16 protein-coding genes are annotated in these 14,802 nt (G+C 70.8%); 14 read left to right on the forward strand and 2 right to left on the reverse strand.

What is annotated here, in order from left to right; all coding sequences use genetic code 11:
* Positions 1 to 99 precede the first annotated feature (99 nt).
* Both IEY79_RS20810 and IEY79_RS20815 read left to right on the forward strand, forming a co-directional pair.
* Positions 100 to 1,227, forward strand: coding sequence for a ferrochelatase (locus tag IEY79_RS20810; protein WP_189109058.1), 1,128 nt, complete (start codon positions 100 to 102; stop codon positions 1,225 to 1,227).
* A 158-nt stretch (positions 1,228 to 1,385) separates the two neighbouring features.
* Positions 1,386 to 2,186 (forward strand): inositol monophosphatase family protein, encoded by an 801-nt coding sequence (locus IEY79_RS20815; protein WP_189109059.1) that lies wholly within the window; start codon positions 1,386 to 1,388, stop codon positions 2,184 to 2,186.
* A 77-nt stretch (positions 2,187 to 2,263) separates the two neighbouring features.
* Here the strand turns inward: IEY79_RS20815 and IEY79_RS20820 are convergent, their stop codons facing one another.
* Complete coding sequence (locus IEY79_RS20820; RefSeq protein ID WP_187280419.1) at positions 2,264 to 2,437, reverse strand: hypothetical protein; 174 nt, start codon at positions 2,435 to 2,437, stop codon at positions 2,264 to 2,266.
* A 357-nt stretch (positions 2,438 to 2,794) separates the two neighbouring features.
* On the opposite strand from IEY79_RS20820, the gene IEY79_RS20825 reads away from it, so the two are divergent.
* The 4 genes from IEY79_RS20825 (at position 2,795) to IEY79_RS20840 (ending at position 6,314) form a co-directional block, all read left to right on the forward strand.
* Positions 2,795 to 3,448 carry a response regulator transcription factor gene (locus IEY79_RS20825; RefSeq protein ID WP_189109060.1) on the forward strand — a complete coding sequence of 218 codons (654 nt, stop codon included), beginning with the start codon at positions 2,795 to 2,797 and terminating at the stop codon, positions 3,446 to 3,448.
* Positions 3,449 to 3,453: 5 nt separating this feature from the next.
* Complete coding sequence (locus IEY79_RS20830) at positions 3,454 to 4,695, forward strand: sensor histidine kinase (protein WP_189109061.1); 1,242 nt, start codon at positions 3,454 to 3,456, stop codon at positions 4,693 to 4,695.
* Positions 4,696 to 5,086: 391 nt separating this feature from the next.
* Positions 5,087 to 5,383, forward strand: a complete 297-nt coding sequence (locus IEY79_RS20835; RefSeq protein ID WP_023538148.1) for a DUF4193 domain-containing protein — start codon at positions 5,087 to 5,089, stop codon at positions 5,381 to 5,383.
* A gap of 13 nt (positions 5,384 to 5,396) precedes the next feature.
* Positions 5,397 to 6,314, forward strand: coding sequence for a hypothetical protein (locus tag IEY79_RS20840; RefSeq protein WP_189109062.1), 918 nt, complete (start codon positions 5,397 to 5,399; stop codon positions 6,312 to 6,314).
* Between the two features lie 40 nt (positions 6,315 to 6,354).
* Here the strand turns inward: IEY79_RS20840 and IEY79_RS20845 are convergent, their stop codons facing one another.
* Positions 6,355 to 6,843, reverse strand: coding sequence for a DUF3093 domain-containing protein (locus IEY79_RS20845; RefSeq protein ID WP_189109063.1), 489 nt, complete (start codon positions 6,841 to 6,843; stop codon positions 6,355 to 6,357).
* Between the two features lie 58 nt (positions 6,844 to 6,901).
* Here IEY79_RS20845 and IEY79_RS20850 point away from each other — a divergent pair, with 58 nt between their 5' ends.
* From IEY79_RS20850 to IEY79_RS20885, 8 genes are all read left to right on the forward strand, one after another.
* Positions 6,902 to 7,522 carry a PaaI family thioesterase gene (locus IEY79_RS20850; RefSeq protein WP_229700999.1) on the forward strand — a complete coding sequence of 207 codons (621 nt, stop codon included), beginning with the start codon at positions 6,902 to 6,904 and terminating at the stop codon, positions 7,520 to 7,522.
* Complete coding sequence (dut, locus tag IEY79_RS20855) at positions 7,519 to 8,034, forward strand: dUTP diphosphatase (RefSeq protein WP_189109065.1); 516 nt, start codon at positions 7,519 to 7,521, stop codon at positions 8,032 to 8,034. Before IEY79_RS20850 ends, dut begins: the two co-directional genes overlap by 4 nt.
* Position 8,035: 1 nt before the next feature.
* A complete protein-coding gene (locus tag IEY79_RS20860) occupies positions 8,036 to 8,833 on the forward strand; it encodes a DUF3710 domain-containing protein (protein ID WP_189109066.1) in 798 nt (265 codons plus the stop codon).
* A 110-nt stretch (positions 8,834 to 8,943) separates the two neighbouring features.
* Positions 8,944 to 9,696 (forward strand): ABC transporter ATP-binding protein, encoded by a 753-nt coding sequence (locus IEY79_RS20865; protein WP_189109067.1) that lies wholly within the window; start codon positions 8,944 to 8,946, stop codon positions 9,694 to 9,696.
* A gap of 401 nt (positions 9,697 to 10,097) precedes the next feature.
* Entirely contained in the window at positions 10,098 to 12,641 is a 2,544-nt protein-coding gene (locus IEY79_RS20870; RefSeq protein WP_189109068.1) for a DUF4118 domain-containing protein, read from the forward strand.
* A 29-nt stretch (positions 12,642 to 12,670) separates the two neighbouring features.
* Entirely contained in the window at positions 12,671 to 13,393 is a 723-nt protein-coding gene (locus tag IEY79_RS20875) for a response regulator (RefSeq protein WP_189109069.1), read from the forward strand.
* A gap of 33 nt (positions 13,394 to 13,426) precedes the next feature.
* The gene (locus IEY79_RS20880; RefSeq protein ID WP_189109070.1) at positions 13,427 to 13,813 is read left to right on the forward strand and encodes an OB-fold nucleic acid binding domain-containing protein; all 387 of its coding nucleotides are present in this window, start codon (positions 13,427 to 13,429) and stop codon (positions 13,811 to 13,813) included.
* Positions 13,814 to 13,816: 3 nt separating this feature from the next.
* A complete protein-coding gene (locus IEY79_RS20885) occupies positions 13,817 to 14,569 on the forward strand; it encodes a DUF3159 domain-containing protein (protein WP_189109071.1) in 753 nt (250 codons plus the stop codon).
* Positions 14,570 to 14,802: the final 233 nt, after the last annotated feature.

Below are 14,802 nucleotides of genomic sequence, written 5' to 3' on the forward strand. Positions count from 1 at the left end.
GGCGGTAAGGAATGAACGAGCCAAGACAGCTTACGGTCCGGGGGTCCGCGAGCGTGCCGCGGTTCACGGCCCGTCAGTGGCGGATGGCAGGATCGAGGCATGCCCGAACAGCGTGCCACTTCTCCCTACGACGCCCTTCTCCTGCTGTCCTTCGGTGGTCCTGAGGGCCCCGACGACGTGGTCCCGTTCCTGGAGAACGTGACGCGGGGCCGGGGCATCCCGAAGGAACGGCTCAAAGAGGTCGGCCGGCACTACTTCCTGTTCGGCGGCGTCAGCCCGATCAACGAACAGAACCGCGCCCTGCTCGGGGCCCTGCGCAAGGACTTCGCGGAGCACGGTCTGGATCTGCCCGTCTACTGGGGCAACCGCAACTGGACGCCCTGTCTGACCGACACCCTGCGGGAGATGACGAGGGACGGCAGGCGCCGTATCGCCGTGCTCGCCACCAGCGCGTACGCCTCGTACTCCGGCTGCCGCCAGTACCGCGAGAACCTCGCGGACGCGCTCGCGGCGCTGGTCGAGGAGGGCCTGGAGCCGCCCCGTGTCGACAAGCTGCGGCACTACTTCAACCACCCCGGCTTCGTACGGCCCATGGTCGACAGCGTGCTCACCTCCCTCGCCGACCTTCCCGAGGAGGTCCGCGCGGGGGCGCGTCTCGCCTTCACGACCCACTCCGTCCCGGTGGCCGCCGCCGACACCTCCGGCCCCGTCGAGGACCACGGGGACGGCGGCGCGTACGTCGCCCAGCACCTCGACGTTGCGCGGCTGATCGCCGACGCCGTGCGCGAGGAGACCGGTGTCGAGCACCCCTGGCAGCTCGTCTACCAGTCGCGCAGCGGGGCCCCGCACATCCCGTGGCTGGAGCCCGACATCTGCGACCACCTGGAGGCCGTGTACGGCGACGGGGCCCCGGCGGTCGTCATGGTGCCCATCGGGTTCGTCTCGGACCACATGGAGGTGCTGTACGACCTCGACACCGAGGCCACGGCCAAGGCCGCCGAACTGGGCCTGCCGGTCCGGCGTTCGGCCACGGTGGGGGCCGACGAGAGGTTCGTCGGCGCCGTACGCGATCTGCTCCTGGAGCGCGCGGCGACCGAGCGCGGGCGCGCGGCGGAGCGGTGCGCGCTCGGGGCGCTCGGGCCGAGCCACGACGTCTGCCCGGTCGGCTGCTGCCCGGCGAGAACGCCCCGCCCGGCCGCCGCGGGCGCCGACAGCCCGTACTCCTGACGCCGCGCCCGCCCGAGTGTCCGGCTCCCGCGTGTCCGGCAGCCGTACGCCCGACTTCCCGGGTCTCTGACCCCCGTACGCCCGCTCCGCCCGCCCGACGCCTCGTACGCCCGACGCCCGTCGCATCGCCCGGTGCCCTCCCGAGGAGTGACCTGCCAGTGACCGACCCCCTCATCCCCGAACTGCTCTCCCTCGCCCTGGAGGCCGCTCGCCGGGCCGGGGCGCTCCTGCGCGACGGCCGCCCCGCCGACCTGGGCGTGGCCGCGACGAAGTCCAGCCCGATCGACGTCGTCACGGAGATGGACATCGCCGCCGAGAAGCTGATCACGGGCTTCCTGGCCGGGAACCGCCCCGACGACGGCTTCCTCGGTGAGGAGGGCGCGAGTTCGCCGGGCAGCAGCGGTGTCCGCTGGGTGATCGACCCGCTGGACGGCACGGTCAACTATCTGTACGGGCTCCCGACCTGGGCCGTCTCCATCGCCGCCGAACGCGACGGCGAGACCCTCGTCGGCGTCGTCGAGGCCCCGATGCGCCGCGAGACCTTCCGGGCCGTGCTCGGCGGCGGCGCGTTCCTCAACGATCACCCGGTGACCTGCCGTCCGGCGCCGCCCCTCGACCAGGCTCTGGTCTCGACCGGCTTCAACTACGTCACCGCCGTCCGCACCAACCAGGCGGCGCTGGCGGCCCGGCTCATCCCCCAGCTGCGGGACATCCGGCGCGGCGGCTCCGCGGCCGTCGACCTCTGCGACGTCGCCGCGGGCCGGCTCGACGGCTACTACGAGCGGGGGCTGCACCCCTGGGACCTCGCGGCCGGCGATCTCGTCGCACGCGAGGCGGGCGCGCTCACCGGCGGCCGTCCCGGCGCCCCGGCCGACGGCGACCTCGCCGTGGCGGCCTCCCCGGGCGTCTTCGAACCGCTCCAGGCGCTGCTGGAGGAGTACGGCGCCTGGCACGACTGACCGGCCACCCCCGGGCCCGTACCGGCAGGAAAGGACCCCGGCACCGTCCCATGGCGCCGGGGTCCTTCCCGTACGGGTCACACGTTCGCGGCGCCGAACTGAACGCCGTGCTCCGCGGCGAGGCGGTGCAGGTCCTCGAGCTCTTCCTGCTCGACCTCCGCGAGGAAGTCGTCGCCCGTCTCACGAGCCCGTGTGAGATCGGATTCCGTGGCCCTTATACGCTGCAGAAGACCTGCGGTGAATGCGTCCATTGCGCCCCCTTGGCGTGGGTCGATGGCACGGGGGTGTGCCGGCGTCTGATCAAGTGGCACCTGGAAGTGCCGACGGCGGTCGATCACGCACCACTCCCTCTGGGGGACAGAGCGGGTAGTGGCATGCCACGTGAAGGGCGTGATCTCGGGCGTGCACTCGTCATCCCCAGGGCGACTCCGGGAGAAACCTCCCCACATTCAATAATCTTGCGTATTCCTTCCGTATGCCGGGCGGTCGGCATTGTCTTACCGCCGGTTTATGCGCGTAGCGGGCAGGATGGGCCCGCACAGCCAGTGCTACGACCTGCCCGGTTCCCCGGTACTCCGGCAATGGGCCCTTGAGGAAGGAACAGCGACGTGCGCGTACTCGTCGTCGAGGACGAGCAGCTGCTCGCCGATGCGGTGGCCACCGGGCTGCGCCGGGAGGCCATGGCGGTCGACGTCGTGTACGACGGCGCCGCGGCACTGGAGCGGATCGGGGTCAACGACTACGACGTCGTCGTGCTCGACCGCGACCTCCCCCTGATCCACGGTGACGACGTCTGCCGCAGGATCGTCGAGCTGGGCATGCCCACCCGGGTGCTCATGCTGACGGCCTCCGGCGATGTCAGCGACCGGGTCGAGGGCCTGGAGCTGGGCGCCGACGACTACCTTCCCAAGCCCTTCGCCTTCACCGAGCTGACCGCCCGCGTCCGGGCCCTCGGCCGCCGTACGACCGTCCCGCTGCCGCCGGTCCTGGAACGGTCGGGCATCAAGCTCGACCCGAACCGCCGCGAGGTCTTCCGGGACGGCAAGGAGATCCAGCTCGCGCCCAAGGAGTTCGCCGTCCTCGAAGTGCTGATGCGCAGCGAGGGCGCCGTGGTCTCCGCGGAGCAGCTGCTGGAGAAGGCCTGGGATGAGAACACCGACCCCTTCACCAATGTCGTGCGCGTCACGGTCATGACGCTGCGCCGCAAGCTCGGCGAGCCGCCCGTGATCGTCACCGTGCCCGGCTCCGGTTACCGGATCTGATGCCCGTGGCAACCACTCCGGCGCCGCCCACGGCGCCCCCGAAACCGACCTGGGACCCCAGACGGCCCGACCAGGCGCTGCCCTGGGTCCGGCCGACGATCCGGATACGTCTGACGCTGCTGTACGGCGGGATGTTCCTGATCGCCGGGATCCTGCTGCTCTCGATCATCTATCTGCTGGCGGCGCAGGCCATCAACGAGGGCAGCGAGCTGGCCCTGAAGGTGACCGGCGTCAATGTCCAGTTGACGAGCCCCACCTGTCCCAGCCTCAATCAGGTGGTCGACAACGACCAGCTGAACAATTCACTCAAGGCGTGCATGTCGGCCCAGCGCCAGCAGGCGCTCGACGACCTGCTCACCCGCTCGCTGTTCGCGCTGACGGGGCTCTCCATCATCGCTTTCGCGTTCGGTTACGCGATGGCCGGACGGGTCCTGGCGCCGCTCGGGCGGATCACCCGTACCGCCCGCCGCGTGGTCGGTTCCGACCTGGCCCGCCGGATCGAACTGGACGGCCCGGACGACGAGCTGAAGGAGCTCGCCGACACCTTCGACGAGATGCTGGAACGCCTGGAGCGGGCCTTCACGGCGCAGCAGCGCTTCGTCGCGAACGCCTCGCACGAGCTGCGTACGCCCCTGGCGATCAACCGCACCCTCCTGGAGGTCCAGCTCTCCGACCCGGCGGCGCCCATGGAGCTCCAGCAGCTCGGCAGGACGCTGCTGGCCACCAACGAACGCAGCGAACAGCTGGTGGAGGGCCTGCTGCTGCTCGCCCGCAGTGACAACCAGCTCATCGAGCGCAAGCCCGTCGACCTCGCCGAGGTCGCCACCCGCGCCGTCGACCAGACGCGCGGTGAGGCCGAGGCGAAGGGCGTCGAGATCCGCGGCGAGCGCGCGCCGGTGGTCGTCCAGGGCAACGGCGTCCTGCTGGAGCGGATCGCGCTCAACCTCGTACAGAACGCCGTCCGGTACAACGTCAAGGAGGAGGGCTGGGTCGAGGTCACGACCACGGTGGAGCACGGTGAGGCGGTGCTGCTGGTGTCGAACACGGGACCGGTCGTTCCCGCGTACGAGATCGACAACATCTTCGAGCCGTTCCGCCGCCTCCGTACGGAGCGGACCGGCAGCGACAAGGGCGTGGGCCTCGGCCTGTCGATCGCCCGCTCGGTCGCGCGGGCCCACGGGGGCCGTATCATCGCGGAGCCCCGCGAGGGAGGCGGGCTCGTGATGCGTGTCACTCTGCCCGTCTGAACTTTCGCTCCTGATCGGAGCGAAGTTCGCTTTGCGCGGAATTTTCGGGACCCGTTCCCGGTTGGGCCGTGTGTGATCGATCACAGGGGCGAATTCAAGCCTCGCACTCTCTGTGATCAAGCCCCTGACGGAAAGCCGGGAAAATCCGGGTTTCCAGGGGTCGGGATCACGGGAAGTACACGGGGTGGCGCCCGTGAAGTACGACATTCGGACCGTGTACGGTCCGGTTCGCCACCCAAAGCCGATCACTCGGGAAGAGTCCGGTTGGGTGTCGATTGAGTAACAGACCTTGATGTGAGGCAAAATCTCCGCCTCAGGTCGGGCACAAGTCCGGCCTCTCACGCGTTACGTGCGCTGAGACACCGATAAAACCCAGAGGGGGAGAAGCGACATGGCAACGGATTACGACACCCCACGCAAGACCGATGACGACGTCGATTCCGACAGCCTTGAGGAACTGAAGGCCCGTCGGAACGACAAGTCGACGTCGGCGGTCGACGTGGACGAGTTCGAGCAGGCCGAGGGACTGGAGCTGCCCGGGGCCGACCTCTCCAACGAGGAGCTGTCGGTTCGTGTACTGCCCAGGCAGGCCGACGAGTTCACCTGCATGAGCTGCTTCCTCGTCCACCACCGCAGTCAGCTGTCCCGGGAGAAGAACGGTCAGCCGATCTGCCGCGACTGCGACTGAGGAGCGGTCGGTCGTGGCAGGTGACACACCGTCCAGGAAACGGCGCTTCCGGCGCGGAGACGCACCGGAGACGCACCGGAGCGGCTCGGGCCCGGCAGAAGGCACCACGCCCGCTGCCGAGCACTCCGCTCTCCTGCCCCACCCCGGCGCATCCGGCGACCACGGGCGGGGCCTCCAGGCCTCGCTCGCAGCCGCCCAGGGTGACCAGGACGGGCCCGTGACCGGGGTCCGCCGCCTGGGCAAGGTACGCCGAGGCATCCAGAAAGGCGGCGCGAGCGCCAAGGCCGGGCTCGCGCATCTCGCCGACCGGATCATCGACAACGCGCCACGCGTTCCCGTCCGTGATCTGGCCACACTCCGCAAGCAGTTCCCGGGCCTCGGGCCCGAAGAACTCGCGGACAAACTCGTCGCGGGCGCGGCGAACAGCAGCTCCACGGTCGGCGCCGGAATCGGCGCCGTCGCGATGATGCCCGTACCGCCCGCGATGCCGGCCGAGCTGGCCGCGGAGATCACGGCGGTCGCCGCGATCGAGCTCAAGCTCATCGCCGAGCTGCACGAGGTCTACGGCCTGCGTCCGCCCGGCAATCTCAAGCAGCGCAGCACCGCGTATCTGACCGCGTGGACCGAGGAGCGCGGCGTCGACATAACGAAACCCGCGACACTCAACTCCGCGCTCACCGGCCGGATGAAGCGCGAACTGCGCCAGCAGATCATGAAGCGCACCATCCGCAGTCTGCCGAACCTGGTGCCGTTCATGATCGGAGCGGCCGTCGGCGCGATGATGAACCGGCGCGACACCCAGAAGGTCGCCGAGCGCATCCGAAAGGACCTGCGCGCCCGCCAGATCTCCTGGGACGCCCTGCCCGCGCTGCCGCCCCTGGAGCAGCCGAAGGTGCTGCCTCCCGAGCTCCCCAAGGAACTGGGCCACTGACCGCGGCTTCCGGCGCCCGCCGCTCGGGCCGCCGGATCCGCTAGACCACGTCCCGCGTCCCGCCCTCGGCCTCCGCCTTGCGCACGGCCTCCAGCGCCGCCGCGAGCGCCCTCGGATTCCGGGTCGACACATAGACGTACGGTGTCGGGTCCGCCGTGTCGGTGATCTTGACCCGCAGTGCCGTCGGGATGTAGCTGCGCAGCAGCATGAAGGCGCGTGGATCGGCCTTGTGCATGCGCCAGGCGCGCGCCTCCTCACCGGCCAGCACCTCCGCGTCGCCCAGAGCCGCCACCGGGATCCGGGCATCGCCCACGACCAGCGAACCGGCCACCACGCGAACGCGCGCGGAGCCGTACGAACTGACCGCCAGAGCCGCCAGCAGCCCCGCCACCACCACCGCCCCCAGCATCGGCACGGTGCCCAGCGGCAGCAGGACGAGACCGCCTGAGAGAGCGACGAGAGCGGTGATCACCCACCAGGAACCCGGTGCGGTGAGACGTTCGTCGTAAGGCGCGGCTGAATGCTCCATGGAGGCAAGCTTGGCACGGTGCGACCGGCGGGTAGCCGCGCGGGTAAGGTCTGCGGCTGTGAGTACTGTGCCCTCCGGGGGAAACCGCCCCCGTTCCGCCGCCCGGTCACCGGCCCTGACGCCTCCGGCCGACGCCATAGCGCCGGTACGGCACCCGGACGCTCCGGCCCCGGGAGAGCTGCTCGGTTCGCACTACGCGCACTGCTTCGGCTGCGGCGACGAGCAGCCCCACGGTCTCCATCTCCAGGCCAGGGCCGGCGAGGGTGTCTCGATCACCGCCGAGTTCACCGTCCGGCCCTCCCACCAGGGCGCCCCGGGCCTCGCGCACGGCGGGGTGCTCGCCACCGCGCTCGACGAGTCGCTCGGCGCGCTCAGCTGGCTGCTGCGCGTGGTCGCCGTGACCGGGAAGCTGGAGACGGACTTCGTCCGCCCCGTCCCCGTGGACTCGGTGCTCTTCCTGGCGGCCGAGGCGACCGCCGTGAGCGGCCGCAAGATCTTCTGCTCCGCGACCGGCCGGCTCGGCAGCCCGGAGGGACCCCTCGCGCTGCGCGCCGACGCCCTCTTCGTCGAGGTCAAGGTCGACCACTTCATCGACAACGGCCGCCCGGAGGAGATCCGGGCGGCGATGGCCGATCCCGACCAGGTCAGGCGCGCCCGCGCCTTCGAGGTGAACCCATGAGCCGTAACCCCGTCGACGTGCTGATCCGCCGGACCGACCCGGAGGTGCCGCTCCCCTCGTACGCGCACCCGGGCGACGCCGGCGTCGATCTGGTGACCACCGAGGCCGCCGATCTCGCTCCGGGCGAACGCGCTGTGCTGCCCACCGGGGTTTCCCTCGCGCTGCCCGACGGGTACGCCGCCTTCGTGCACCCGCGATCCGGGCTGGCCGCCCGCTGCGGAGTGGCCTTGGTGAATGCCCCGGGGACGGTGGATGCCGGGTACCGTGGGGAGATCAAGGTGATCGTGGTCAATCTCGATCCGCGCGGGACGGTGCGGTTCGAGCGGTTCGACCGGATTGCTCAACTGGTCGTCCAGCAGGTCGAGAAGGTGCGCTTCCACGAGGTGGCGGAGCTTCCCGGCTCGGCACGGGCCGAGGGGGGCTTCGGGTCCACCGGAGGTCATGCCGCGGTGGGCGGTTCACAGGGCGGGAATCGATACGCGTCGGTCGTATCCGACCGGGAAGGACAGTGACGTGTTCGGACGTCGCAAGAAGAGCGGTACCGCCGAGGACACGGCGGGCGAGGCCGAGCAGGTCGTCGACGGCATCGACGCCGATGACACGGAGGAAGGGGCCGAGAAGCCCCGCCGGGTGAATCTTCCCCCGGCCCCCAGGCCCGACGGGCCGTGGGACATCTCCGAGGTCTCCAAGCCCGACGAGGGCCGGGTCGATCTGGGCGGCATCTTCGTGCCCGGGGTCGACGGAATGGAGCTTCGTGTAGAGGTGGCGGGCGACGCGATCGTCGCGGCGACCGTCGTCGTACGCGACAGCGCCGTCCAGCTCCAGGCCTTCGCCGCTCCCAAGAAGGAGGGCATCTGGAGTGAGGTGCGCGAGGAGATCGCCTCGGGCATCACACAGCAGGGCGGCATCATCGACGAGGTCGAGGGCCCGCTCGGCTGGGAGCTGCGGGCCCAGGTGCCGGTGCAGCTCCCGGACGGCACCGGTGGCGTACAGCTCGTGCGCTTCATCGGGGTCGACGGGCCGCGCTGGTTCCTGCGCGGAGTGATCTCCGGACAGGGCGCGGTGCAGCCCGACGCCGCCGGGCTGCTGGAGCAGATCTTCCGGGACACCGTCGTCGTACGCGGCGAGGGCCCGATGGCGCCCCGCGACCCGATCGTCCTGAAGCTGCCGGACGACGCGCAGATGGTGGCCGAGGGCGTCCAGCAGGCCGAGGAGCAGGAAGGTTCCCGCTTCGCCGGTGGCATGGGACAGCTCCAGCGGGGCCCCGAGATCACCGAGGGGCGACACGCGCCGTGGGCCGTACTCCCCTGACGGGAGCGCGGCCCACCGCTGTTCTCGCCGGTGTCCCTGACCGTTGCCCGGTCGCGTGCACCGTGCACATACTGACGCCCGGCAGACCGGAACAGCACGGGGGAAGACTCATGACCGAGAGCGTCAGCACCGGCACGGCGGTCGTCGCCGGGACGGCGGAGCCCATGGTGCGGGTGACGGACCTGCACCGCTCGTACGGCGCCGGCGCCGCGGCGGTGCACGCGCTGCGCGGGGTGTCCTTCACCGTGCCGCGCGGGGAGTTGATCGCGCTCAAGGGCCGCTCGGGATCGGGCAAGACCACCCTGCTCAACCTGGTCGGCGGGCTGGACTCCCCGGACGAGGGCCGGATCGTCGTCGACGGCACGGACCTCGCCACGCTCGGCGAGAGCGGTCTGCTCGCCATGCGCCGTGACCGTATCGGTTTCATCTTCCAGTCCTTCGGACTGCTTCCCGTTCTCACCGCCGCCGAGAACGTCGGGGTGCCCCTGCGGCTGCGCAGGGCGGACCCGCGCGAGCGCGAGGAGCGGGTGGCCTTGCTGCTCGCTCTCGTGGGGCTCGGCGACCACGCCGCGCAACGGCCCGGGGAGCTCTCCGGCGGCCAGCGGCAGCGCGTGGCCATCGCCCGCGCCCTCGCGAACCGGCCGGCCCTGCTGATCGCCGACGAGCCCACCGGGCAGCTCGACGCGGAGACCGGACTCGCGGTGATGGAACTGCTGCGCGCCGTCGTACGCAGCGAGGGCGTCACCGCGCTCGTCGCCACCCACGACGCCCAGCTCCTCGGCCTCGCCGACCGCGTGCTCGAACTGGCCGACGGCCACCTCGTGGAACACGGGCCGACCCGCCAGGGCGTGTTTCAGAAGTAGCGTCGTCCGCCCGCAGGGCCGGGGCCGCGCCCGCCGCGAAGCGGCTGATGGCTCGTCGGTGCGTGCGCTCGCAAGGCGAAGGGCCGGCATTGTGGACGGCCCGGCCGTACTTGGACGACTCCGACAACGCAGGGGGCACCTCCGTGCCCGAAGGGCTACGGGGAATGCGTGTGGGCCGGACGGGAACACGTCCTGGGGCCTGTCCCGCGGGATCTACGCGGATCAGCCAGGCGTTCCGGGCCCGGAGAGATCCGCGGGACAGGGCTGGAGGCAGCCCCGTCAGAATCGTGTCAAGACGGACCCCTCCGCCGGCCCATGTCCGTTTTGGCGGCATCCTTGGCTGTAGCTTCGGACGGGAGCCGCGACGGGACGCAGCGGCCCGGTGAGAAGACAATGGGGCCATGGGACGCGGCAAGCTGAGGATCTACCTGGGCGCGGCACCGGGCGTCGGCAAGACGTACGCGATGCTGTCCGAGGCGCACCGGCGCGTCGAGCGCGGCACCGACTGCGTCGTGGCGTTCGTGGAGCACCACAACCGGCCACGCACCGAGGTCATGCTCCAGGGACTGGAACAGATCCACCGCCGGGAGCTGCCGCACCGCGGCACCGTCTTCACCGAGATGGACGTCGACGCGGTCATCGACCGCCGTCCCGCCGTCGCCCTGGTGGACGAACTGGCCCACACCAATGTGCCGGGCTCCCGCAACGCCAAGCGCTGGCAGGACGTCGAGGAACTGCTCCAGGCCGGCATCGACGTCGTCTCGACCGTCAACATCCAGCACCTGGAGTCACTCGGCGATGTCGTCGAGTCGATAACCGGCGTACGGCAGCGCGAGACCGTTCCGGACGAGATGGTCAGACGGGCGGATCAGATCGAGCTTGTCGACATGTCACCCCAGGCGCTGCGCCGCCGTATGGCACACGGCAACATCTACCAGCCCGACAAGGTCAACGCCGCGCTCTCACACTACTTCCGCCCCGGCAACCTCACCGCCCTGCGTGAGCTCGCCCTGCTGTGGACGGCCGACCGCGTCGACGAGTACCTCCAGCAGTACCGCGGAGAGCACAACATCCGCACCACCTGGCAGGCCCGCGAGCGCATCGCCGTCGGCCTCACCGGCGGCCCCGAGGGCCGTACCCTCATCCGCCGCGCCGCCCGTATGGCCGCCAAGGGATCCGGCAGCGAGATCCTCGCCGTCTACATCGCCCGCAGCGACGGCCTCACCTCCGCATCGCCCAAGGAACTGGCCGTCCAGCGCAAGCTGGTCGAAGACCTCGGCGGCACCTTCCACCACGTCATCGGGGACGACGTGCCCTCGGCGCTGCTGGAGTTCGCACGCGGCGTCAACGCCTCCCAGATCGTGCTCGGCTCCAGCCGCCGCAAGGCCTGGCAGTACATCTTCGGGCCCGGCGTCGGCGCCACCGTCGCCCGCGAGTCCGGCCCCGATCTCGACGTCCACATCGTCACCCACGAAGAGGTCGCCAAGGGCCGCGGACTGCCCGTCGCGCACGGCGCCCGCCTCGGCCGCTCCCGGATCATCTCCGGCTGGCTGGCCGGCGTCGTGGCCCCCGTCCTGCTGACGCTGCTGCTCACCGCGGTGGACGACACGCTGGGCCTGGCCAACGACGTCCTGCTCTTCCTCTTCCTGACCGTCCTCGCCGCGCTCCTGGGCGGGCTGCGCCCGGCACTCGCGTCGGCCGCCGTGGGCTCGCTCCTGCTGAACTTCTACTTCACCCCGCCGACCCACAACCTCACCATCCAGGACCCCAGGAACATCGTCGCGATCGTGATCTTCTTCGCCGTCGCGGTCTCCGTGGCGTCCGTGGTCGACCTCGCGGCCCGCCGCACCCATCAGGCGGCCAGACTCCGGGCGGAGTCCGAGATCCTGTCCTTCCTGGCGGGCAGCGTGCTACGGGGCGAGACCACCCTGGACGCCCTGCTGGAACGCGTACGCGAGACCTTCTCCATGGAGTCAGTCGCGCTGCTGGAGCGCGACAGCGACGTCGACCCGTGGACCCGCGCGGGCAGCGTCGGGCCCCGCCCCGTCGACCGCCCCGACGAGGCCGACGTCGACATGCCCGTCGGCGACCACATGGCGCTGGCGCTCTCCGGCCGGGTGCTGCCCGCCGAGGACCGCCGGGTGCTCTCCGCCTTCGCCGCCCAGGCCGCCGTCGTACTGGACCGCCAGCGACTCGTGGGCGAGGCCGAGGGCGCCCGCAGGCTGGCCGAGGGCAACCGGATACGCACGGCCCTGCTCGCCGCCGTCAGCCACGACCTGCGCACCCCGCTGGCCGCCATCAAGGCCGCCGTCACCTCGCTCCGCTCCGACGACGTCGAATGGTCCGAGGAGGACCACGCCGAACTCCTCGAAGGCATCGAGAACGGCGCCGACCGTCTCGACCATCTCGTGGGCAACCTCCTCGACATGTCGCGGCTCCAGACCGGCACCGTCACCCCGCTCATCCGCGAGATCGACCTCGACGAGGTCGTCCCGATGGCCCTCGGCGGCGTTCCCGAGGGCAGCGTCGTCCTGGACATCCCGGAGTCCCTGCCGATGGTCGCCGTCGACCCCGGCCTGCTGGAGCGCGCGGTGGCCAACATCGTCGAGAACGCCGTCAAGTACAGCCCCGACGGCACCCGCGTCACCGTCGCGGCCAGCTCGCTCGGCGCCCGCGTACAGGTACGCGTCGTGGACCGCGGCCCCGGCGTCCCCGACGAGGCCAAGGAACGCATCTTCGAACCCTTCCAGCGCCACGGGGACGCCCCGCGCGGCGCGGGCGTGGGCCTCGGCCTCGCCGTCGCCCGCGGTTTCGTGGACGCCATGGACGGCACCCTCACCGCCGAGGACACCCCCGGCGGCGGACTCACCATGGTCCTCGATCTCACGGCCGTACCGGGCCTCGCGTCCACCGGCCCCGAACTACCCGCCCACGTCCTCTCGTGACCGGCGGCACAGCAGAAAGGCAGGCCACCATGGCGCCTCCCGCGACGGGAGACTCCCGAGGGCCCGTGAGGGTGCTCGTGGTCGACGACGAGCCCCAGATCGTGCGCGCGCTCGTGATCAACCTGAAGGCCCGCAAGTACGAGGTCGACGCCGCCGCCGACGGCGCGAGCGCCCTGGAGCTCGCCGCCGCCCGCCACCCGGACGTCGTCGTGCTTGACCTCGGGCTGCCCGACATGGACGGCGTCGAGGTCATCAGAGGCCTGCGCGGCTGGACCCGGGTGCCGATCCTGGTGCTCTCCGCGCGCCAGACCTCCGACGAGAAGGTCGAGGCGCTGGACGCCGGCGCCGACGACTACGTCACCAAGCCCTTCGGCATGGACGAACTCCTCGCCCGGCTGCGCGCCGCGGTCCGCCGCGCCGAGCCCGTCGGCTCCGGCGACGACGACAGTGTCGCGATGGTCGAGACGGAGGGCTTCACCGTCGATCTGGTGGCCAAGAAGGTGAACCGGGAGGGCCGCGACGTACGGCTCACCCCGACCGAGTGGCACCTGCTGGAGGTCCTCGTACGCAACACCGGCCGCCTCGTCAGCCAGAAACAGCTCCTCCAGGAGGTCTGGGGGCCCTCCTACGGCACGGAGACCAACTATCTGCGGGTCTACATGGCCCAGCTCCGCCGCAAGCTGGAGGCGGACCCCTCGCACCCCAGGCACTTCGTCACCGAGCCCGGCATGGGCTACCGGTTCGACCGATGATCCGGGGCGCCCGGACCCCGGTACGCTTCTTCCATGAGTGCTGAGAAGCCGACCGGCCGCTTCCGCCGGATGCTCGACCGGCTCTCCAGCTCCCAGGAGGATCTGGAGTCCGAGGAGCTGCGGGAGGACGCGCAGGCCTCGGGCTGCACACGGATCAGTGACTGTGGCGACCGCCAGATTGTCAAAGTGACTGGTACGTTGCGGACGGTCACCCTGCGTCCGAGGGCCGGCGTGCCCGCGCTGGAGGCGGAGCTGTTCGACGGCACCGCGCCGCTGGACGTCGTGTGGCTGGGACGGCGCTCCATCGCGGGCATAGAACCTGGCCGCAAGCTCATCGCATCCGGCCGGATCTCCATGAGCCACGGCCGTAGGGTGCTGTTCAACCCCAAATACGAACTCCGACCGCTCGGACAGGAGTAGCCGGTGACGTCAATCGACAAGCCCGCGACGACAGACCCCAACGCGCCTCAGGGCACCGACCCGCAGAACGACGCCGAGGCGAGGGCCGTGACCGAGGCCGCGCTCTTCGAGGCGTTCGGCGGGGTGCGGGGGATGGTGGAGACGGTCGTCCCCGGACTGCTCTTCGTCACGATCTACACGATCAACAAGGACCTGCACGCCTCGGCGATCGCCGCGGTCGCGGTCTCGCTGCTCCTGGTCGCGGTCCGGCTGATCCGCCGCGACACCGTGAAGCACGCCTTCAGCGGCGTCTTCGGGGTCGCCTTCGGCGTGGTCTTCGCGATGATGACCGGCGATGCGAAGGACTTCTATCTGCCGGGCATGGTCTACACGCTGGGGCTGGCCGTCGCGTACATCGGCACCAGCGTCGCGGGAGTGCCGCTGATCGGGCTGATCCTGGGGCCGGTCTTCAAGGAGAACCTGTCCTGGCGTACGCGGAACCCGGGGCGCAAGTCGGCGTACACGAAGGCGAGTTACGCGTGGGGGTTCATCCTTCTCGCGAAGTGCGCGATCCTCTTCCCGCTGTACTGGTGGGCGGACACGACGCAGCTGGGCTGGGTGCTGGTGTCGCTGAAGATCCCGCCGTTCCTGCTGGCGGTCTATCTGACGTGGGTGTTCCTGGCGAAGGCGCCGGCGCCGATCGACGTCTTCGCCGAGATGGAGGCGGAGGAAGCTTCGCGGGAGCGGGAGCGGGAGCGGGAGCAGGAGCAGCGGTAGTCGGTCGCGGTTGTCGGTTGCGGTTGTCGGGCGGGGTTCGGGGTCTCCGGAGGGGTATGTCCGGACTGCGTGATTTACGGCGCGCGCACCGCTCGTTGGACCCGAGGAGACGTTCTTGTTCCCGCGCCACAAATCAGCCTGAGTGTCCGAACACACCCCTCCTGCGACACCGCCCCCCTCACGCCGTCACGTGGCGCCGTTAATGCCACGCTCCGGTCCGCGGGTTGGAAGGG

It is taken from the genome of Streptomyces camponoticapitis (assembly GCF_014646115.1).
GTDB classification, from domain to species: Bacteria; Actinomycetota; Actinomycetes; order Streptomycetales; family Streptomycetaceae; genus Streptomyces; species Streptomyces camponoticapitis.

Excerpts from the sequence above, each read along its gene's own strand:
- IEY79_RS20810 (WP_189109058.1), top strand. The coding sequence starts at position 100 with ATGCCCGAACAGCGTGCCACTTCTCCCTACGACGCCCTTCTCCTGCTG.
- IEY79_RS20820 (WP_187280419.1), bottom strand. The coding sequence starts at position 2,437 with ATGGACGCATTCACCGCAGGTCTTCTGCAGCGTATAAGGGCCACGGAA.
- IEY79_RS20835 (WP_023538148.1), top strand. The coding sequence starts at position 5,087 with ATGGCAACGGATTACGACACCCCACGCAAGACCGATGACGACGTCGAT.
- IEY79_RS20845 (WP_189109063.1), bottom strand. The coding sequence starts at position 6,843 with ATGGAGCATTCAGCCGCGCCTTACGACGAACGTCTCACCGCACCGGGT.
- dut (WP_189109065.1), top strand. The coding sequence starts at position 7,519 with ATGAGCCGTAACCCCGTCGACGTGCTGATCCGCCGGACCGACCCGGAG.
- IEY79_RS20865 (WP_189109067.1), top strand. The coding sequence starts at position 8,944 with ATGACCGAGAGCGTCAGCACCGGCACGGCGGTCGTCGCCGGGACGGCG.
- IEY79_RS20870 (WP_189109068.1), top strand. The coding sequence starts at position 10,098 with ATGGGACGCGGCAAGCTGAGGATCTACCTGGGCGCGGCACCGGGCGTC.
- IEY79_RS20875 (WP_189109069.1), top strand. The coding sequence starts at position 12,671 with ATGGCGCCTCCCGCGACGGGAGACTCCCGAGGGCCCGTGAGGGTGCTC.
- IEY79_RS20880 (WP_189109070.1), top strand. The coding sequence starts at position 13,427 with ATGAGTGCTGAGAAGCCGACCGGCCGCTTCCGCCGGATGCTCGACCGG.